This window comes from Polynucleobacter sp. UK-Gri1-W3, from assembly GCF_018881595.1.
Taxonomy (GTDB): domain Bacteria; phylum Pseudomonadota; class Gammaproteobacteria; order Burkholderiales; family Burkholderiaceae; genus Polynucleobacter.
In genome coordinates this window covers 205,682-224,848 of sequence record NZ_JACVQA010000006.1, presented here as the reverse complement: position 1 = coordinate 224,848, position 19,167 = coordinate 205,682, and the positions used below count along the sequence as shown (strand labels likewise).

General features: G+C 43.7%; 20 protein-coding genes. 6 read left to right on the top strand and 14 right to left on the bottom strand.

All coding sequences use genetic code 11. The features are described from left to right. The first annotated feature begins 24 nt into the window (after nucleotides 1-24). Both ICN36_RS06445 and ICN36_RS06440 read left to right on the top strand, forming a co-directional pair. On the top strand, nucleotides 25-1,161 hold the full coding sequence (locus ICN36_RS06445) for an AAA family ATPase (RefSeq protein ID WP_216227535.1): 1,137 nt from the start codon (nucleotides 25-27) through the stop codon (nucleotides 1,159-1,161). Next, complete coding sequence (locus ICN36_RS06440) at nucleotides 1,158-1,811, top strand: hypothetical protein (RefSeq protein ID WP_216227534.1); 654 nt, start codon at nucleotides 1,158-1,160, stop codon at nucleotides 1,809-1,811. Before ICN36_RS06445 ends, ICN36_RS06440 begins: the two co-directional genes overlap by 4 nt. 52 nt (nucleotides 1,812-1,863) lie before the next feature. Here the strand turns inward: ICN36_RS06440 and ICN36_RS06435 are convergent, their stop codons facing one another. From ICN36_RS06435 to ICN36_RS06415, 5 genes are all read right to left on the bottom strand, one after another. After that, a complete protein-coding gene (locus ICN36_RS06435) occupies nucleotides 1,864-2,211 on the bottom strand; it encodes a M15 family metallopeptidase (RefSeq protein WP_216227533.1) in 348 nt (115 codons plus the stop codon). Further along, entirely contained in the window at nucleotides 2,208-2,846 is a 639-nt protein-coding gene (locus tag ICN36_RS06430; protein WP_216227532.1) for a hypothetical protein, read from the bottom strand. Before ICN36_RS06430 ends, ICN36_RS06435 begins: the two co-directional genes overlap by 4 nt. 69 nt (nucleotides 2,847-2,915) lie before the next feature. Then, on the bottom strand, nucleotides 2,916-3,314 hold the full coding sequence (locus tag ICN36_RS06425; RefSeq protein ID WP_216227531.1) for a hypothetical protein: 399 nt from the start codon (nucleotides 3,312-3,314) through the stop codon (nucleotides 2,916-2,918). A gap of 10 nt (nucleotides 3,315-3,324) precedes the next feature. Beyond that, nucleotides 3,325-4,371 (bottom strand): phage major capsid protein, encoded by a 1,047-nt coding sequence (locus tag ICN36_RS06420; protein WP_216227530.1) that lies wholly within the window; start codon nucleotides 4,369-4,371, stop codon nucleotides 3,325-3,327. 334 nt (nucleotides 4,372-4,705) lie between these two features. Further along, nucleotides 4,706-6,175 carry a Fic family protein gene (locus tag ICN36_RS06415; RefSeq protein ID WP_216227529.1) on the bottom strand — a complete coding sequence of 490 codons (1,470 nt, stop codon included), beginning with the start codon at nucleotides 6,173-6,175 and terminating at the stop codon, nucleotides 4,706-4,708. A gap of 491 nt (nucleotides 6,176-6,666) precedes the next feature. Between ICN36_RS06415 and ICN36_RS06410 the strand changes: the two genes are divergently transcribed. Together ICN36_RS06410 and ICN36_RS06405 are read left to right on the top strand one after the other, a co-directional pair. Continuing rightward, entirely contained in the window at nucleotides 6,667-7,008 is a 342-nt protein-coding gene (locus ICN36_RS06410) for a helix-turn-helix domain-containing protein (protein WP_215332300.1), read from the top strand. Next, the gene (locus ICN36_RS06405) at nucleotides 7,008-8,315 is read left to right on the top strand and encodes a type II toxin-antitoxin system HipA family toxin (RefSeq protein ID WP_216227528.1); all 1,308 of its coding nucleotides are present in this window, start codon (nucleotides 7,008-7,010) and stop codon (nucleotides 8,313-8,315) included. Before ICN36_RS06410 ends, ICN36_RS06405 begins: the two co-directional genes overlap by 1 nt. 29 nt (nucleotides 8,316-8,344) lie before the next feature. Here the strand turns inward: ICN36_RS06405 and ICN36_RS06400 are convergent, their stop codons facing one another. After that, nucleotides 8,345-9,112 (bottom strand): metallophosphoesterase, encoded by a 768-nt coding sequence (locus tag ICN36_RS06400; RefSeq protein WP_216227527.1) that lies wholly within the window; start codon nucleotides 9,110-9,112, stop codon nucleotides 8,345-8,347. A 155-nt stretch (nucleotides 9,113-9,267) separates the two neighbouring features. On the opposite strand from ICN36_RS06400, the gene ICN36_RS06395 reads away from it, so the two are divergent. Together ICN36_RS06395 and ICN36_RS06390 are read left to right on the top strand one after the other, a co-directional pair. Further along, nucleotides 9,268-9,873: a 3'-5' exonuclease gene (locus tag ICN36_RS06395; RefSeq protein ID WP_216227526.1), complete on the top strand. Its 606-nt coding sequence runs from the start codon at nucleotides 9,268-9,270 to the stop codon at nucleotides 9,871-9,873. Between the two features lie 111 nt (nucleotides 9,874-9,984). Next, a complete protein-coding gene (locus ICN36_RS06390; protein ID WP_216227525.1) occupies nucleotides 9,985-11,484 on the top strand; it encodes a Fic family protein in 1,500 nt (499 codons plus the stop codon). 174 nt (nucleotides 11,485-11,658) lie between these two features. On the opposite strand, the gene ICN36_RS06385 is transcribed toward ICN36_RS06390, so the two are convergent. The 8 genes from ICN36_RS06385 to ICN36_RS06350 all read right to left on the bottom strand — a co-directional run bounded on the left by ICN36_RS06385 (nucleotide 11,659) and on the right by ICN36_RS06350 (nucleotide 19,110). Beyond that, on the bottom strand, nucleotides 11,659-12,042 hold the full coding sequence (locus ICN36_RS06385) for an Arm DNA-binding domain-containing protein (RefSeq protein WP_216227524.1): 384 nt from the start codon (nucleotides 12,040-12,042) through the stop codon (nucleotides 11,659-11,661). 309 nt (nucleotides 12,043-12,351) lie between these two features. Continuing rightward, nucleotides 12,352-14,430 carry a TonB-dependent receptor domain-containing protein gene (locus tag ICN36_RS06380; RefSeq protein ID WP_216227523.1) on the bottom strand — a complete coding sequence of 693 codons (2,079 nt, stop codon included), beginning with the start codon at nucleotides 14,428-14,430 and terminating at the stop codon, nucleotides 12,352-12,354. Nucleotides 14,431-14,514: 84 nt separating this feature from the next. Then, nucleotides 14,515-14,694, bottom strand: coding sequence for a hemin uptake protein HemP (hemP, locus tag ICN36_RS06375; RefSeq protein ID WP_216227522.1), 180 nt, complete (start codon nucleotides 14,692-14,694; stop codon nucleotides 14,515-14,517). A gap of 3 nt (nucleotides 14,695-14,697) precedes the next feature. Further along, nucleotides 14,698-15,264, bottom strand: coding sequence for an energy transducer TonB (locus tag ICN36_RS06370; protein ID WP_216227521.1), 567 nt, complete (start codon nucleotides 15,262-15,264; stop codon nucleotides 14,698-14,700). A gap of 158 nt (nucleotides 15,265-15,422) precedes the next feature. Next, the gene (locus ICN36_RS06365) at nucleotides 15,423-16,595 is read right to left on the bottom strand and encodes a methyltransferase (RefSeq protein ID WP_216227520.1); all 1,173 of its coding nucleotides are present in this window, start codon (nucleotides 16,593-16,595) and stop codon (nucleotides 15,423-15,425) included. Beyond that, a complete protein-coding gene (locus ICN36_RS06360; protein WP_216227519.1) occupies nucleotides 16,596-17,450 on the bottom strand; it encodes a pirin family protein in 855 nt (284 codons plus the stop codon). It lies immediately after the preceding gene. 46 nt (nucleotides 17,451-17,496) lie between these two features. Next, nucleotides 17,497-18,048 carry a carboxymuconolactone decarboxylase family protein gene (locus tag ICN36_RS06355; protein ID WP_216227518.1) on the bottom strand — a complete coding sequence of 184 codons (552 nt, stop codon included), beginning with the start codon at nucleotides 18,046-18,048 and terminating at the stop codon, nucleotides 17,497-17,499. Nucleotides 18,049-18,096: 48 nt separating this feature from the next. Then, a complete protein-coding gene (locus tag ICN36_RS06350) occupies nucleotides 18,097-19,110 on the bottom strand; it encodes a tripartite tricarboxylate transporter substrate binding protein (RefSeq protein ID WP_216227517.1) in 1,014 nt (337 codons plus the stop codon). Between the last annotated feature and the right edge of the window lie 57 nt (nucleotides 19,111-19,167).

The window sequence follows — 19,167 nt, the reverse complement described above, 5'->3', positions numbered from 1 at the left end:
AAGACTGATTAAACCCCCGCATATATGAAACTAATTTCATTTGAATTTTCGGATCCAACCAAATCACAGCTAGTGATGAACTCCCTGTTATTTAACTCGCAGATAAATTTGATGGTCGGCGAATCGGGATCAGGAAAAACTAGACTTTTCAATATGATTTTCAATACCGCCTCAATGGCTGTTGGCGGCCGAGGAATATCAACCGGAAAATGGAAGATGGTTTTCAGTCATGATGAAAAAACCTATACATGGTTATTTGAAGCGGAGGAGATTGATGAAAACTCTGAGTCAAAAGCAGCAATAACTTATGAGTGTCTTTACAGCGGGACTAAAGAAAACGCCGAATCCAAAATATTCGAGAGAACGCTATCAAATAACATCTTTAACGGTACTTCCGCCCCAAAAATATCCTCCAACCTGAGCGGTATAAACGTATACAAAGATGAGTCTTCTATTAAAAATGCATTCAATGGACTCACACAAATAAAAAGAAGGACTTTTTCTGGATCAGATCTAGTTTTGGCGGTAACAATATCTGCCTACCCAAAGGGGATTATTCAAAAATTTCAAGATAAGAAGTTATTTGCTCATTCACTATATGAGCATGAATTTAATTTACATACAAATTTATATCTTCTGCATAAATTTTGTAAAAAAACTTTTCAAGAAATACTGAATCAATACAAATTTGTATTTCCATTTGTAGAGGATATTATTGTTGCATCAAGTAATTCAGTAATGCCGCATATTGGAGTTGATGGAGCGGTAGTTTTAATTAAAGAAAAACATGTTTCTAAGGCGACTCCTCTCACCGATATCTCATCAGGAATGATTAAAGTATTGCTTATTATTACTGACATTCTTACTAGCCCAAAATCCTCTCTATATATGATTGATGAATATGAGAATTCGTTGGGCATGAATGCAATTAATTTTCTACCATCATTCTTATCCGAATTTTGCGAAGAGCGCCAATTCTTAATAACTACCCATCACCCAGCTTTAATTAATGGCATCAAAACAAATGACTGGATCGTCTTTACAAGAAAAGGATCCACCATCTCGACAACTAAAGGTGCAATTCTGATGGATAGATATAGCAAGTCAAAACAAGAAAGGTATTTACAGCTAATTAACGATCCTGAATTTAAGATTCAATGAACTACTACGTCGTTGTCGAAGGCCAGGTAGAAAAAATTGTTTACCAAAACTGGATTAAGTTTGTCAACCCTAAATTAAATCTAGTAGATTACCCACACTTACTTCAGAAAGACAATTACTACATCATTAGTGCTGGCGGGTACCCGCAATATGAAAAAATAGTTGTGAATGCAATAGCCGATATAGGAGCAAATCTAAATCCTGTAAAACTAGTTGTAATTTTAGATGCTGAAGAGCAAACGCTTGAAGATAAGTTCACTGAAGTTGAGTCAGCAATTCATGATCACATGTTTAGCGCCCTCAACTATTCAATAGTTATTCAATATTTTTGTTTTGAAACATGGGCGCTTGGTAATTTGAAATTAGGTCCCAGAAATCCTAACCATGTAACTCTCATTGAGTATCGTCGCTTCTTTGATGTACTAATTAATGACCCTGAAGAGCTTCCACCTTATAAAAATATGAGCCGCATTGAATTCTCTTTGGCGTATCTAAGAAAAATGATTGCAGATAAAGGAAAAAATAGGACTTACTCCAAATCCAATCCCACTATTGTTGCATCTAAGGAATATTTTGATCAAATTCACAATAGATTCTTGCAAAAAAATCATCTCAAAAGCTTCTCTACCTTTTTGAATGCATTTATTTAGAGATCTAGACACTACTCATAATCACTCCATTGACTCAATGCATCACCTCCATTTAGCTCTCAATCTCCCTCTCAAAATGTGGAACATCTACAAAGACCTTGAAATTCCCGCCCCACCTATTCTTCGGACTTAGGCTTTCCCAGTATTCACCTACAGTTCGTATTAGCTCTTTATCCCAAATTAGCTTTCCATTCCAAAAGAAGTTCAGATCAATGGCGCAGCGTCTTAGGTGATTGCTATTCATGGTCTTTGATCTGCCTGTCCTAAAGTAGATTTCTTGCTGCTCTGGTGAACGCCAGAGCTCACCTCCTGTAATAACCCACCCTTCAGCAGTTGCAAACTGAATCAGTCTGCTAACGTCGATCAAGAATGCAGCTTGCTTCTTTACTAGACCACTCATTGCTCTTCTTTTTTATTTGATCCATGCATACGCATCTCAAAGATCTTCTCAACTGATCTACCACCAAAGTAAGCGAGCATGACTAGCTGGCCCCATTCGCCCAGAAGCTTTACATAGGCTTCATTGATATCTATACCCATGGCTGAGAGCAATGCAAATAAGAGATATGCCGTGAGGATATAAACCAGTGTTCCCGGTCTGATGCTCTTATATAGCTTAGAGTCGCTACCCATATCGGATTGCCAACGATTAGTGGAATTGTCTTGTGAAGCTCGATGCATCTCTGCAAGAAGTTTCGATTCCTCTATCTCAAGCTCTTTCTGTTTGAGGGTGTATTGCAGTAGTAACTGCTCTTGCTCAATCTCTAGCTGCTTGAGCTTAATTAGATCTTCCTGGCTAGGATTGTCGGGAATTCTCACCCCAATCTTGCTCTCAATGAATTCCTTGCCTTTGGCTTGGACTGCGCCCGCAAGTAAGCCAAGGCCGTTGACGGCCAAGGTTTGCACTAGAGAGGTGATGATTGGAAGCATGTAATAAGTTCTTTTCTTGATGCTTGGGATATGGAAGTCCACCGCCCCACTACCGCCTAGGCTTTTAATTGGTGTTGGCAGTGGGGCGCAGTTACGCGCGCCCACACACCATGGTTACTTCAACACCCGCAGCCGCACCCAAACACCTGCAGCTAGCGGTGGCCTTCCCTACTGCTAGCGTTTCTTGGCTCCTTTGGTTTCTAGTGGCTCTTGATGAGGTGCTGCTTGCTCAAGTGCTCCTTCCAATGCCTTCTCTTGTAGTGGAAGCTGACCTTCTTTCATCAATTCTTCCACTATCCCCATTAGGCGATCACCATCATCCTCACCAAAGACTTTGGCTACGACCTCATGCCCATACTTGGCACAGAGACGGTCGTATTCTTGCTCTGGTGTAATCGTGGTCTTTGATGGGCGCTCGAACACAGTGACGTTCTCGCGCCCAAAGAGGTTGCGAAGGATATTGGTCTCATAAGGCGGCACATACACATGGATGGTTGTGAAGGCATCCCTGCGTACGACTGCTTCCACCTCTTTAATTTGGAAGTCACTATGAATGAGTTCTTTGGTATTCATTTGCTTTTCCTTATTGAATAGCCAATACCGCATGGGCATTCGCTCGTGAGATGGATAAAGCACAGCGTAGGTTCACCATGGCATACATGGCTAGCGTGTCGTGCGGGCGAATTGGGGCAACAATGTCTAGATCGTCATCACGCAGCTTCATAAAGCGAGTGTTTAAGAAGTAGCAACGCTTGCTCCACTCCACCGTGCGATTTGCCATGGCATCAAGCTCATCAAACTGCGGATCCCAGATGATCTCAACACCTTTAAAAGCTAGACCTGTATTTACGCCTGCTCCTACGCCAGCATCGATGTACTTGGTTTCACCTGACCCAGCGATATGGGTCACCGTCACTTGCTTACGATAGGTATCAATAAACTTACCACCTGCGATGATGAAATCAGGGCTACCGCCATGTTTAATACATTGACGCCATGCGGTCTCCATCTCACCTACCAAGTTACCTGGCGATGTTGAGGCAATGTTTTTAACGGCATAGTTACGCCAGTAGCTTGCCTTGGCTCGATCGATACCGCCTACCGTACCGGCATCTGGCGCTAAGCTGACAAGGCTATCTAAGCCAACCACCGCATCGGCGCCGTGCGAGCCGTCGCGGTGAAGCTCTAAGTCCAACTTATTCAGAAAGCCTTCTCTTAAGACTTCGAGCTGCTCATCTAAGAGATTGATTAGTTGTACGCGCTCGTTGTATTCCAGCTGAAAACCTCGCGCCCCACCCTCACGCACTTTGATGCCGTTACTAAAGAGTCGGTCATAGTCAATATAGAGACCATCAACCGCTCTGCGCCACGGGAAGGAAGCCTGCTCTGTGGTGTTGCGTTTATTGAACTTAACCGTCTCTTCTCCAAAGGCCCAGCTAAAGTTACTACCGTGTTCTTTGCGGATGTTCTCGACTACGTTCTGCTTTGCGCCTAATAGGCTTTTACGCCCTTCCATCAGTTTTTTAAGGAAAGGCCTCTCTACAGCGATTTGATCGACCGGTAGATTACGCAAGTACTCATCTAAGGAAACCTTAGCTAACTCTTGCAAGTCTGTATTTGAAATTGGCATATGCCACCCCATCAATAGTTATTTAATAAATTGGTGGCTTCAATACCTGGTGATGGAGCGTGAACCCATCCATTGCTACGCTACTAGGTGCGACTCTAGCTTTAACGCATAGGCGTGAAGCACTGAGATCAATTATTGGGGCGGTAGATATAGGCTCGGGATATTTGTGGGGTTTTTGTTGAGTTACTAAATGAACTCGCTTTGTGTCTTTATGCCCAATGTGTCTTTCTGCCACCTTGGGCATAAAAGAGCGTTACTTTAATCGTGGCCGTCAAGGGTTCGCAAGCCACCCCTTTGGGGTGCCCTTGACAGAATTACTCTGAGGATTTTTGAATCAGCCCACTACCTTCGCATATTCAACCTCAATAGCATTAAATATTTCTTCAGGTACTGTTGTTGTAAATTTCTTACGACGGTTAGCCGATAGTTTTCCGTTTTGCTCCATGCAAGCCAGAATTAATGAATTGAGATCTTTGCCTCTGATGTCGTACTGCCCATCAATAGCGCGGTAAATGAGGTCGTACTTTGCCAAGAACTCAGTCTCTTCTCTTAAGTCCTTTTCTAGCGCCTGCTTGGCCATCTCCAATCCAAACTCAACACAGGCAGTGGCATTCCAATAACGATATAAGGAATCATCTGATTTGAATACCATTTGATATTCATCGCCATCAATCCAGATGACTTCCCAGCGCTTGCGAGCAGGCTCAGAAAAACTCTTTAGAGCAGCTAGGTATAAATCTTCATTGCGCTTCATCGCAATAGATACTGGCAATAGCAAGCCATTCTTTAAAGCACCCGACTGGCACAAAGCATGATGAAATAAGAAGCGTGATAAGCGCCCATTGCCATCCATAAATGGATGGATAAAAACAAATCCAAAGGAAACAATCGCAGCAGCAATTAAAGGATCGATCTGCTTTGGTGCGGTATTGGCAAAATCTACCAAACCTTTCATCAAGTCATTAACGATTTCAGGTGGCGGTGGAATATACGTTACGCCAGCAGCACCACGCAATGGACTGCTTAACCAGTTTTGTTGGTGGCGATAGTTAACCGCTCTATCCAAAGGATTGGTAATGGCGGTATTTTGCAAGCCAACAAAGTACTCTTCATCTAACTGGGTAGTCAGGTGGGCTTTTTTGAGTAGCTCTACAAATGCCTCCGATTTCGTGGCACTCGGTGTCTCATGCTCGATCTCAAAAGAGCTTTTGGTCTCACTTAAATAAGCCCAAGACATTGCCCTATCGGATGCGGCCCCACCTAGTTCTAATAGAAATTCATTTGCTTTCTGGAGGATATTAGATTCAAGCAAACTATTAATACGTGTGGTTCGCTCAACAGTTACGCAGTAATCCAAAGAACCCAAGCCATTGAAGTTAACTCGCCATTTGGCATTGCGTATGCTTGGTCCTGTAATGTATTTTTTGGGGTCAAATAAATTAACCATTGGCCCCGTAATTACTGGCGCACCCTTTAACTCTTGCTTATTAAAGGCTTCCCACAAAAAACAAGCTGTACGAATGTAAACGCCTGTTGGCGATTCGCTAATTGCGGCCAGCATCTCTTGGGCTGGGATTTTTCTTAAGGCCTGCGATAACAATTGGAGATTAACTCCTTCATGCTTTAGCGCAAACAACAGGTGGCTTAGTGGGCGATCATCTTTGGGAGCTACCTTTGCGGGTATCAACAATGCGCCCTGGGTGGGCGTTACACTGGTTACCGAGGCAAGGCGTGCAGGTACAAGTGGGTCAAAAGCACTGAGATCAAGCTGACTTTTTACCTGTGAATAGCCTATATCGCCCATATTTCCCTTAAGCCCACTTTTTCGTTCGAATGGCTATTTTCCCACACTTTTTCTTACATATGCACACTTTTTCTTACGATTACACATATTTACACACTTTTTCTTACATATTTCAATAGATTCCTACGTTTTTAAACATATCCTCACTTTTTCTTACGAAATAGTCGTTTAGGCAATTTTTGCTAAACAGCCCAAAAGATATGAATTCAACTGCAATATGCAGTTTTGTTGACAATAAAGCCAGTTATGTGCAGTTTTGTTGACATATTGACTCAATATAGCGTGATATATGCATTTTTATTGACATGCCGCCGACCAAGGTGCCCTTGACGCAAATAGACCGCTTATATTCTACTAGTTTAAATTATTAAATGACTCATAAATAAGTCATTAATTCACTTAAGGACTTATTTATGAGTCATTTTTATTGACCAATCAGGTTTAAACAGGTATATTAGTGCCTTGTACTTAATGAACAGCATGAGGCAACTATGCGCGTAGATCAACAGCTATCTCTAGCATCAAAGCAACTTGGCCAATCCGCTGAAATAGCGCAATGCCTAGTGTCCTTACGCCTTGCCCGTCATATTCGCCAAGGTGAGGCTGCGGTTCGCGCGGGCTTGTCTCGTGCAACTGCCCAACGCATTGAAAAGGGTGATCCTGGCGTTGCCATTGGCGCACTGCTACGTTACTTAGATGCAATCGCTCCAGGCATGACCTTATTGCAACTCTTAAGCGGCAATGATCCTGCGATCGCTGCCTTGGAGCGTCGCTCGCGCCCTCAACGCGTCCGTGACTTAAGTACGGCTGAAATGAAAGCGCTTGATTTCTGATGGCAAACACAACTAAAGACCTGTTTGTCTTTGCCAATCTTGATGGTGAATTTGTACCAGCAGGACGACTACAAGTAGATGAGGAAGGCTCAAGACTTATTGCCTCTTCATTTGCTTATGGCCTGCGCTACCTAGATAGGGGCAATGCACAGGAAATTGATCCTGTCGCCCTTAGCCTTAAGAATAAAAGCGAGATCAAAGGCAAGCGCCTCGTTCCACCAAATGGTCTAGAAGCTTTTGGCGGAATTCGTGATGCTGCTCCTGATTCTTGGGGAAGAAGAGTGATTGAAGCTAGGCTTAAGGTTCCAGCTAATAGCCTGCCAGAATCAACCTATCTAGTCGAAGCAGGCAGTGATCGTGTTGGGGCTTTAGACATTCGATCTTCTTTAGATCAAGAGGAGCGCCCTGCTCACGAAAGTATTCACAATCTGTCATACGTACTCGAGGGTGCGCAGAAGATTGAGGCGGGCTTGCCAGTATCAGAAGCACTATCCAGAATTTTGATTGTGGGTAGCGGCCTAGGGGGTATGCGCCCAAAGGCAAGCGTACGTGATGATGACAATATTTTATGGATGGCCAAGTTCCCAGGCAACACTGATGGAGTCTTAGATGTACCAAGCATTGAATACGCCACCCTCAAACTTGCAGAATTAGCTGGCCTCAATGTAGCGCAAACTCAATTAGAGCAAGTTGGCAAGAAAAAGGTGTTAATGGTCAAACGTTTTGATCGCTCTTGGACCGCTTCAGCTCGCTCAGTAGAAATTCGTCATCATGTGATTAGTGCCCTCACACTCGTTGCTTGCCACGAATCAGAGTCCAATACAAAAAGCTATATGGATATTGCAGATGCTATACGCAGATATTGCCTGGTTCAAACAGTCAAATCAGATGTAGAAGAACTATATGCACGCATGATCTTTAACCTTTTTGTCAGTAACGATGATGATCATCTACGCAATCATGCCTTCTTATGGAACCAGGAGCTTAAAGGCTGGAGCCTAAGCCCACTCTATGATGTGATGCCACATGCAGTCATCGCAAGTGAACGCTATCAACATCTAGGCATTGGACCTCAAGGCAAGCTAGCAACCCTAGATAATGCCTATGGGGCTAAAGAGCGCTTTGGTTTATCTGTGCAGCAAGCAAGCTCCATTATCGATCGTGTATGGCGAGTAACTAGGCAGTGGAAAACACACTTCGAAAGCCTTGGAATTCCTGCAGATCAAATTGAAGGAATCTCCCGGGCCTTTAGACACATTGATGATATTTGTAGTCCTGAATTAATCAAGACTCTAGCTAAAGGCTAATCACTTATTGAGAAGATCTTGCTAGGAAACTAGATTTCAACAATAAGCGATGGATTAAATTCTGGGTTTTCGGCGTGGTTAGATCGAACATAACCGCGAGGATTACAAACCACCCTAGTGTCATTCATTTCATAATCGCAGGAATCATGCGTATGCCCATGAATCCATAGAGACATCTTGCCAAAGAGGTGCGCCAACTCCGAAGAAAAGCAGGCGGACAATAAATCTTGCTTATAGCGCTCTGCAACTGAGCTCATTGAGGGTAGATGGTGCGTAATCACTACCGTCTTGCCATCAAATGGGCTCTCTAGCTCCTGCTGGAGCCAAGCCAATGATTTTTCATGTAATTGAATCGATTTTTTCGGGGAAAAATTTCTTCCTCCATCGCGTGTTGCTCTAAAGTCATTTAAGTAAAGCTCGCCATACGATAGGCATTTAGATTTTAGAACCTGACCAAATAATAAAAAGTCAGTCCATAACGTAGCTCCCAAGAAGCGGACGGGAGTATTTGATGTAGGATCCTGTAGTTGCAGCACATCATCATCTAGAAAATGAATTCCGTACTCAGTGGATGCGTTCCTCATCCGTTCAATGGCATGACCACGCTGGGAGCCATAGAACTCATGATTGCCAGCCACATAAATAATCTCTTGATTTGGAAACGATTTTCTAGCCCAAGTTATACCCTCTGAGCGCAGGCCAATATCACCGGCCAGGACAATAACATCTGCCGCATTTAATGTAGGTGAAAAGTCAGCAAATTCTAAATGCAAATCACTTAGTACATGAATTTTCATAATTTAGATATGTCGCCATGATGATCTTGATATTGAGATCTAGTGTAGTCAATAAATTAACCATGACGTCTTACAAGGAATCGAGCTTGGCATTGACGTTAGCCTTGGGGGACTCTACATTATCAACACACTACTAAAAACCGCGTTCATCAAAAATGCATCAAGAACAAAACTATTTCTCGCTTGATTTAGAACTCAATAATGCCCAAGATAATTCCATAGTAAATCCAAAGATCATTCAGGTCGGCATAGCCGTTGGCAATTACCATGACTATGTCAATCAATCCCTATCTACGTATAAATGGTTCTTAGATCCTAAAGAGCCTATTTTTGAGTTCATCACCCAATTAACGGGCATTTGCAATCAGGATATTTCTGACTATTCAGTTCCACATGAACAAGTAGCTAAAGAAATTGGGGAAATTATTACTACGCGTAATTGCTTTGTTAATCCCATTACCTGGGGCGGTGGCGATTCACTTGAACTGAAATCTGAATTTAAAGATCGAGGTATCAGCTTTCCCCATTTTGGTCGTCGCTGGATCGATGTCAAAACTTGGTATAGCCTGCACATGCTTGCCATGGGCAAAAAACCCAGTGGCGGTCTATCCTCAGGTCTGGGTTCTTTTAAGCTTCAATTTGAAGGCAGTCCACATAGAGCAGATGTTGATGCTCTCAATACCTTGAGGCTTTTCTTTGAAATCCTTCGCAGACACAATCGGATATATCAACTGGTAAACGATGCCAAGGCTTTGAAATAGCCGTATCTATATACCTAAAAATAGGGTTATTTTGATTCTATACGCACTTTTGTTGACATTAAACTATAATATATACATAGTTGTTGACATTAATGGATAAATTGAGGCCCTATGAGCACTTCTGTTGACCAGCTGCCCCTCTTGCTTTTTAGTTCGAGAGAAGACAAAACCAATGCCCAGAGAATTTCCCGCTTGGCTAGGTCTGGGCGTTTGCGTCAAATTTATCGCGGCATTTACACCAGCGACATCACCAGCCCGCTCGAACAAATCATTCGGCCCAATTGGCGGCAAATTACCGAATATCTTTATCCAGGCTCTGTAATAGCTTACCGTTCTGCTCATCTTTGTAAACCAGATGATAGCGGCAATGTATTTTTAGTATCTGGCAATAGAGCACGTCAAATAGAATTTCCGGGGCTGACTCTCAATATCTTGCCAGGTCCTCCTGCAGTTCAATCGCACAAAGATTCGCTAAACGATACCCCTTATGGAAAACTCTTTATATCCTCGGAGGCTAGGCGGTTACTGGAGAATCTCTATAGCCGCAAAGGCTCAGATCTTCGCACTATGGGTCGCCCTTGGGTTGAGTCTTATTTAAGTAAGCTATGCACTATTCGTGGTGAACATAAGCTCAATGCACTACGTGATGATGCTAAAGCTATTGCCCCCCAATTAGGTCTAGAGGTTCAATTTAAAACACTGAACACGATTGTTTCAGCCTTAATGCAAACTGGTAAGGCTCGCTCTTTAAGGGCAGCTGATGCATTAGCGCGCGCAGCTGGTAAGCCTTATGATCCTGATCGCATTGAGATCTTCGAAACTTTGTTTTCTGCATTAAGAAAACCTTTTCCCATTATTGAAGATCAGGCAAAAACGGGTAAAAGCGCCTTTAATTTCGCATTCTTTGAATCATACTTTTCGAACTACATTGAAGGAACTACATTCACCGTCGAAGAGGCCTCCGAGATTATTTTCGATGGGAAAATCATTCCAAAGCGAAATGAAGATTCACATGATGTACTTGGTACCTTTAAAGCAATCATGGAGCAACCCTTTCGCTCTAAGCCCCCAAAAGATGAAGATGATTTCTTAGCATGGCTTTTGCAATGTAATCTCCAAATACTCTCTAGTCGTCCAGATAAAAATCCAGGCGAATGGAAAGAGCAAACTAACCAAGCGGGCAATACCATTTTTGTTCACCCAGAGCTTGTAAAAGGTACTTTGCGCGAAGGATTCAAGCGTGTCGCTTTACTGGAAGATCCATTTGCGCGCGCATTGATGGCGATGTTTGTAGTTACTGAAGTACACCCATTTATGGATGGTAACGGCCGAACTGCGCGCCTCACGATGAATGCATACTTAACTCAACACTCCGCCTCTCGCATCATTATTCCCACAGCTTATCGTGAGGAATATTTACTGCCATTAAAAGCGCTGTCTCAAAATAATGATCCCAGTCCTTTTATCCGATCCATGACTCGCGCCTGGCGTTGGACTGCTGGATTTGATTATTCGAACTTCCCGAATCTTTGGGAAAAAATGAAGGCTTGTAACGCGTTTACAGACAACCCCTCACAGCATCAATTGCTTGATCCTCACGATATAAGCTAAGTTGTTGACGAAAAATGACTATATCGGCAGTTTTGTAGACAAAATGAGGCGATTTAGGTGTCTAAAGACATTTATGTCTACACGCCACTAGTTTTAAGTGGCATGTAATTCACAGCTATCTATATCCCCATATTTCCTAGATGCTGGGCAATTCGATCCATGGGATTGCCTGCGCTAGCCAATGGCGCTCCCAATGTTGATGTTCGCGCCCGAATAGGCTGAGGGCTTCTTGCTTTCAATACATTGCTTGGAGTAGTCCTTGAATAGCGGCTTATCGAAAATAGCGGGTTCACTGTGCCTCCAATAGGCTATTGGTTTTCCGCCTTGAGATAACTCATCACGGCAGGCTACAGCCCTTTTACGTGCCTCTTTTAGGCTTACATCAGGGTAAACGCCCAACGATAGGTCTCGACGCCTCCCAGCCAATAAATAACGGAATACCCAGTACTTACCGCCGTTCCTCTTAATATTTAAGTTTAAGCCCGTTGTAACTAAATCTGTATACCTACCCGCAGCACGCAGGTTTTTAATATAGGGGTCCGTAAATCCAGTTTTCATCAATACTCCTTTAAAGTCGCTTCCCCACACTTCCCCACACACAATGCGTGATTAGCCGTAAGAGGTCTAGGTTGATAAAGTAATGTCTTGGATTTATTGGGTACAGATAAGTTGGTACTTATTGCCGATTTTTGCTATCGCAGGCTTTTAATAGCAAGGACATAGTTACTCAGGAAGACCCAAAGCCTCACAAGGCATATCTTTGGGTTAAGTAGACGCCGACTCCACCATTTTGAATTATGTAACAGTCCAACGCCACCTGCGAGGGTGGCGTTTTTCTTTGATCAAAAACTAAATAGATGATGCGTGTCAATTAAATTGATAGCTCATACCGGCCTGAAAATTGAGTGGTGCTCCAGCAAATATTCCATCAGGACTGCGACTGGAGATGTATCGCTTGTCGAACACGTTATTGATTACCCCAAATACTTTCCAGTCTTTATTGATAGCGTAGTTAGCGCTCCAATTTACTGTTGTAAATGCAGGGATCTCACCTAAAGTGCCAATGGTATTTTCTATAGCAGTATTTGCGGAATCGGCAAACTGGGCAGAAACATAATTTAGACTAACCAATGTATTAAAGCCATTCTTTTCATAGCTAATACCTAAGTTGGAGGTCAGCTTAGGTGTGTATGGAATGCGATTGCCATCCCTACCTAAGGAGCTAGTGCCCACAAATTTGGCTACTGGGATATAGGTTGCATTGCCGTTAATACCCCAGCCATAGCCAAGCGTATAAGCCAGCGCCAATTCAGCCCCCTGATGCAAACTTTTGCCGCCGTTGGCTTTAGAAATGCCTGCAGCCAAACTTTGATTTACGATTTGATTGCTAAAGTCCATACTAAAAACTGCAGAGTCGTATGAGAAAGCCCCTGATCGACCACGTAAACCTAATTCCATATTGGTTGAGCGTTCTGGTGCCAGCTGCTGATCTACCCCCTTGTCATCAATCGCTGTTGCCAATTGTGCTGGAGCAAATCCCTTGTAAATACTGCCATATACCTGAGCTTGAGGTATCAATTGCCAGGTTGCGCCAATCTGCGGAACAGTTTCTATATTTTTAGCGCTTCCTATCTTATCGGTAATGACATTCGAGCGAGTCTGGTTATAACTTTCAACACGCACGCCAGGTATTACAGCAAAGTCTTCTGTTAACAAGAAACGATTCTGGGCATACATTGCCAGTGAGTTCGCCTTGTTCTCTTCATGATAAGAAATGCGACCAGAATAGGCTACAGTTTTAGAGTTTGAGAGCTGATTGATTTGAGATTCAGTATGCAAGCGAATACCAAGCTCTGCCTCATTCGCAATACCAAATGCCTTATAAGCATGGCTGATTCGCGAATCTAAGCCCAGCATCTGAAACTCGCGATTACGACCAACCAAACATTCGGTACCAACATTGCAAGGCTTAAAAACAGTCGCATCTTGTGTTCGCTTCAAAATGCTTTGTCGCCAGTAATCCCGACTCAACTTACTCCAATACAGCAAAGTATTGATCTTGGTATCTGCATTAATTTCAATCGAGTGATTCAGATCTACGGCATTTCGTTGGTTAATAAAACGATCATTAGGTGCCGGGTTATCCATCATGCGGTTCGCATACTGAGTGGGGCGAAGACCCACATACGACGTATTGATATTGTTATCGTAGTGAGTGTATTTCAAGCTTAGCCACTGATTCTGGGCAATTTCAATTCCGCCCTTCATGAGAATGTCATACATCTTGAAACCATTTCCCTGATATCCGTTGGATTCAGCTTGAATCAAGTTGATTCCTCCAATGGCGCCATTTGTCGAGGACCTTCCCCCTGCCTCAATCTCTGCCAAACGATACCCATAGTTACCAACTTTGCCAGTTAACTTAAAACCCTGTGATGGTGTTTTGCTCAGGTAGTTCACCACCCCACCAATATTGGATGGCCCATACTTTAGACCTGAAGCTCCTTTTAAAACTTCAATTCCACCAATGCGTTCAACCGGCGGACTGTAATAGGAAGCGTTAGAAATAAATAGTGATGGCTGGATTGGAGCGCCATCCTCTAAAAGCAGTACTTTAGAGCTGCGACTCGGATTTAAACCCCGAATACCAATATTTGGTATGGACCCTAATCCACCTTCATCCCCACGAACATTGACACCAGGAATGGTCTTCAATACATCCTGCAATGATTGAGGTTGCAGCTCCTCCATCATCTTTTGATTAATGACATCGACTGTTCCAGGAATTTTGCTCAGGGCGTTTTCCTCTCGACCAACGATATCAATTCTAGGTAAGTCAATGTCTTGAGCCTTGACCCAGTTTGAAAATGAGCCTCCATACAAAAATGCCAGCGATGAAATCCAGGCAAGCTTATTTTTAGAACAAAAAAATTCTTGATGCTTCATATACCATCTCCAGTGATAACAACAAAAAATCGCTGGCTATATGCATATGAAAATGCTCTTGCTGGCTAGTAACTAATTGAATTTCTATTTAGTCAAAATGAGCTTGCCTAATTTAGTAATCCGCAATTGATATGAATGTCCTTCATGCAAAATAAGAATTTGCTTCATCTCACCCAATAGAGCCTCACTAGAAATCGTTTTCGGCAAAAGATGGCGGGATCGAACGTAAATCGGGATCAAGACGGAGGTGTTTTTCTGACTCATCTGCTAACCCTCTAAAGTAAATTGAATGGGGGTCTGAAAGCATTGCTCGGAAAGATTGGTGGAATTTAATGCAATGGGGTCAAATCTCCACTTTGCTAAAGCATTAAGAGCCGAGTGATCCAAGCTCTGAAAGCCTGAGCTCTTGGAAATACCAACATCACCGACAATACCTTGCTGGTTTACACAGAGCCTCACCACAACCAAACCCTCTTCCCGAAGCTGCCTGCTTACCAATGGGTAATGGGGTTTAGGGCTATGTATAGCCTTTCTAGCCACACCAACCGCCAGACGGCTTGTACCCTCGATACCAGTTGCAGCAGAAGATTCATCCACCTGAATTAGGCTTGCACTTTTTGCACCCGGGAGTGAAGTGGTTTGTTGTGGTGCAAAGGATTTGTTGCTTTTGGGTGAGTTTGCGCGTTCGCCCACCAGGTTCACCATGAGAACTCCCTGTGCAGATGATGCTTCTCTGCCAAGAGATCCATAAAGAAGCCCTAACAAAACCAATACATGAGAGATCACTACACCTGAAATGAGAAAACCATTTCGAGCAAACAAACTACAGGGCAAATGACTTCCTTAAAAGAAAAAAGAGAAATGCTCAAGTCCTTTTACCGACGTAACGTGCAGTAATGAACTATTGCTCTTCAGGATTTTAAGGAGGATGTCTGTGACAAACAACCATGACCCCAATGGGGACGGGACTTGTAGGGCTATTTAATGTGTTACTACTTTGAAGCTAAACGCCAAAGTGATGTCACTTCTTTAGATCGCGCTGCATGCAAAGCATCTGCTTTATTAAATGCTTTTTGATGTGTTGGCTTCGTATCCAAACGTGCGATAACTTTCAAACCCGCTTGCTCAATCCAATTGAGAAGCTCAGCCCTTGTTCTTAAACCCAGATGCTCAGCCAAATCAGAAAGAATAAGCCAACCTTCGCCACTATCAAGCAAATGATTTTTGAGCTTACTTAAAAAGCCTTTTAGCATCTGACTCTCAGGATCATATACAGCATGCTCTAGTAAGGAACTTGGTCTAGCCGGAAGCCAAGGCGGATTGCAGACAATGAGTGCAGCTTTGCCTTCAGGAAAAAGATTGGCCTTACAAATTTCAATCTGGGAATGTAGATCTAGGCGATCGATATTTTCTTTTGCACAAGTAATTGCTCGATCATTAAGATCGGTCGCAACGACCTTCTGAATGCCTCGCAAAGCTAAAACAACAGCTAAAACTCCAGTGCCCGTACCAATATCAAAGGCTAGAGAGCTTTGCTTGATTGCACTTGGCAGCGGAGCTTTCAGCACTAAATCAACATACTCACTGCGCACTGGAGAGAAAACCCCATAGTGAGGATGCATGCGGACCTCTTCATCATCTCTAGTGAGAACTTGAACACCTGTCTTGCGCCACTCATGAGCACTAATAACACCGAGTAGTTCACGCAGCGAGATGATGTAAGGTGCAGCCTGCTCTCCATAAGATTCAGAGCAAGCTTTGGCAACATCTGGAGCGCGCCTTAATGAGATGCTGTGATCAGCATTTACCTGTATCAGAATCATCCCTAAAATACGAGCACGCTGTGATTGAGCAAGGCGATGAAGGTTGAATGTATCTAGAGGACTTTTGGTTTTCTCATTTTCGACTCGGTCAACTCGCTTGGATTTCTTAGAAGGCTTATCTACCCTTCGAACTAAAGCCTGCAATAGTTGTCGTGCATTCTGAAAGTCGCCCTTGTAAAGCATCGCCGTACCTTCACAAGCCAGGCGATAAGCAACGTCAGCCGTCAGAGTGTCATCAACGATTTGAATCTTTTTATGGGGCGCGATACCATTTTCTGAGTGCCACTTGGCGCTATGGGTTTGCCCCTCATCTTCCCACTGAAGGATTGCTGGTTGAGTCACCTATGAAACCACAAACCGATTGTTTTGATAATCATCTATAGCTTGCTCAATCTCCGCACGGGTATTCATGACAAAAGGGCCATACTGCACGATAGGCTCATGCAGTGGCAAGGCTGCAAGAACAATGAATTGTGCCCCCGCAGGTCCTGATTTAGCCTTGAGGCGATCACCATCACCAAGTACGACTGCAGCTTGTTTTGGTATCTCTCGCATTGGACCCCCTACCTCAAGATCGCCTGCATATAAATAAACAAAGGCATTGAGTTCTTTAGGAACAAGGTGCTCGAATTGAGCATTAGCTGGCAAGTGCACATCCAAAAATAAAGGTGTGGTGGTAATCCCTTGAATCGGACCTTGCACCTCTTTACCGTCTTGACTACATGTACCCGCAATGACTTTTACTGAGCCGCCGTTGGCTAATGTGATCTTGGGGATGTCTTCGACTTGAATATCTTTATACCCAGCCGCCTTCATCTTTTCTTTAGCGGGCAAGTTAATCCATAACTGAAAGCCACGCATAGCGCCGCTTACCTGCTGAGGCATCTCAGAGTGAATAATGCCGCGCCCCGCTGTCATCCACTGAACGCCGCCTGTTTTGAGGTGTCCTTGATTGCCTAGATGATCTTCATGCAACATATGACCCTCGAGCATGTAGGTCACAGTCTCAAAACCCCGATGAGGATGCGCAGGAAAACCTGCTACGTAATCATTCGGATCATTAGAAGAAAATTCATCGAGCATCAAAAAAGGGTCAAGCCTAACTTGATTTTGACCACCAATGCTACGACGCAATTTGACACCCGCACCATCAGAAGTGGCAATGCCAGGAATGATGGTTTGGATATTTCGGATCATGTTGATGAATGCTTTGACTTGACTTGGCTTTGACTAAGTTTTGTCTTTAAGCCGGAGGATGGTCTTCAGGATTAACGTCAAGCGCAATCAAGAAACGAGAAACCATGTTGTAAGCAGCAATTACGGTTACTAACTCAACGGTATCCGTGCTTCCCAACTCTTTTTGCAAACGCTTCATCAAGTCAGGATCCACCTTGATATTGCGCGTCATTTGAAAAGTTAAATCAGCAGCATCATTCTCTAATGGCGAGTACAACTCTTTTGGGAAATTTGGCTGGCCGATAAGACGTAAGCCTTGAACTTGCTCCTCAGTGCCGCCCGCCTTCTTAAATGGGGGCGCATGATGAAAGAATTCATACTCAGCGCCATTGAGAACAGCTACCCCACACATCGCTAACTCACGCAACTTAGGATCTAAAGAAAGGTTATTGCGAATCTCCCCAATGAAGTGATTCCAGCCCTCTGCGATAGGAACGCTATGCAAGAGCATGCGGTCCAAATTAATAAACTGGCCCCCACGTCTCTTGCGAATGGCTGCAACTAACTCAGCTGGCTCAGCCAAATCCATGGGTTGATACGGAATTAAACGTTCTGACATAAATACCTTTGATTAATGCTTCTGATTAATAGTTCTTATTAATACCGCTTACTGAGCAGTTTCTTTAATGTTATTTTCAATAACAAACTTACCCCAGATACCAATCTGCTTACCAATAAACTCTTGGGCAGCTGCAGGGGTGCCGCCAACAATTTGAATGCCTTGTGCTTTGAACTTTTCAGCCACTGCTGGTGTTTTCAAAGCTTTGTTCAAGGCCTTGTTCATCGCATCTATAACTGCTGGAGGAGTTTTGCCTGGAGCCAATACTGCCCACCATGCTGGAGCACTAAAGCCTGGGAAGCCACTTTCAGAAATCGTCGGTACATTCGGGAGAGATGGTGATCTCTTAGCCGTAGTAATGACCAATGGAATTACGCCACCGCTATCTACATGGGGCTTCACTAAAAACTCAGAGCCTATAGCCAATTCAACTTGACCGCCCAAAGCGTCTTGCATCAAAGGGCCACCGCCACGATAGGGAATGTGATTCCAATCAAAGCCAGCCTGTTTAGCAAGGCGAGCCATCGCTAAGTGTCCAAGACTTCCAATACCAATAGAGCCATAACTAAATTGCTTGCCCGTTTTAGAGAGGTCTACCAACTGCTTGAAACTAGTGATGCCTGACTTCTTGCTAGCAACCAAGACCATTGGTGATGTGCCAACCAAAATTACTGGCGCAATATCTTTAATAGAATCGTAGGGAAGCTTATCTTTCAGACTTGGATTAACGCCATGGGTATCAAATACCACCGCAAAGGTGTATCCATCTGGATCTGAGCGTGTCATTGCAGAGGTGCCAATCACACCAGAGGCGCCGCCAACGTTTTCCACAATCACGTTTTGCTTGAGCTCTGATTGCAAAGCTGGTGCCAATACACGGGCAACCTGGTCAACTGAGCCACCCGGCGGAAACACCGCAATTAAACGAATCGGCTTTTGGGTGGGCCATATGCCAACACCCGCGTTTTGGGCCAAAGCAAAACTGCTTGCGCCCAAGACCGCCAAAGCGGCTAAGATTCTGTTTTTAAAGGCTTTTTTAGCCATTTTCGCTAAATCCTGCATGGATTTGTCTCCTATAAATAAGAACTCAAGATTAACACTCCCACGGCCCATTTGCTC

Coding starts and splice junctions, on each gene's coding strand:
- ICN36_RS06360 (WP_216227519.1), bottom strand. CDS start 17,450: ATGATCCGAAATATCCAAACCATCATTCCTGGCATTGCCACTTCTGAT.
- ICN36_RS06405 (WP_216227528.1), top strand. CDS start 7,008: ATGGCAAACACAACTAAAGACCTGTTTGTCTTTGCCAATCTTGATGGT.
- ICN36_RS06425 (WP_216227531.1), bottom strand. CDS start 3,314: ATGAATACCAAAGAACTCATTCATAGTGACTTCCAAATTAAAGAGGTG.
- ICN36_RS06435 (WP_216227533.1), bottom strand. CDS start 2,211: ATGAGTGGTCTAGTAAAGAAGCAAGCTGCATTCTTGATCGACGTTAGC.
- ICN36_RS06410 (WP_215332300.1), top strand. CDS start 6,667: ATGCGCGTAGATCAACAGCTATCTCTAGCATCAAAGCAACTTGGCCAA.
- ICN36_RS06420 (WP_216227530.1), bottom strand. CDS start 4,371: ATGCCAATTTCAAATACAGACTTGCAAGAGTTAGCTAAGGTTTCCTTA.
- ICN36_RS06400 (WP_216227527.1), bottom strand. CDS start 9,112: ATGAAAATTCATGTACTAAGTGATTTGCATTTAGAATTTGCTGACTTT.
- ICN36_RS06445 (WP_216227535.1), top strand. CDS start 25: ATGAAACTAATTTCATTTGAATTTTCGGATCCAACCAAATCACAGCTA.
- ICN36_RS06415 (WP_216227529.1), bottom strand. CDS start 6,175: ATGGGCGATATAGGCTATTCACAGGTAAAAAGTCAGCTTGATCTCAGT.
- ICN36_RS06350 (WP_216227517.1), bottom strand. CDS start 19,110: ATGCAGGATTTAGCGAAAATGGCTAAAAAAGCCTTTAAAAACAGAATC.
- ICN36_RS06355 (WP_216227518.1), bottom strand. CDS start 18,048: ATGTCAGAACGTTTAATTCCGTATCAACCCATGGATTTGGCTGAGCCA.
- ICN36_RS06390 (WP_216227525.1), top strand. CDS start 9,985: ATGAGCACTTCTGTTGACCAGCTGCCCCTCTTGCTTTTTAGTTCGAGA.
- ICN36_RS06395 (WP_216227526.1), top strand. CDS start 9,268: ATGCATCAAGAACAAAACTATTTCTCGCTTGATTTAGAACTCAATAAT.
- ICN36_RS06440 (WP_216227534.1), top strand. CDS start 1,158: ATGAACTACTACGTCGTTGTCGAAGGCCAGGTAGAAAAAATTGTTTAC.
- ICN36_RS06380 (WP_216227523.1), bottom strand. CDS start 14,430: ATGAAGCATCAAGAATTTTTTTGTTCTAAAAATAAGCTTGCCTGGATT.
- ICN36_RS06385 (WP_216227524.1), bottom strand. CDS start 12,042: ATGAAAACTGGATTTACGGACCCCTATATTAAAAACCTGCGTGCTGCG.
- hemP (WP_216227522.1), bottom strand. CDS start 14,694: ATGAGTCAGAAAAACACCTCCGTCTTGATCCCGATTTACGTTCGATCC.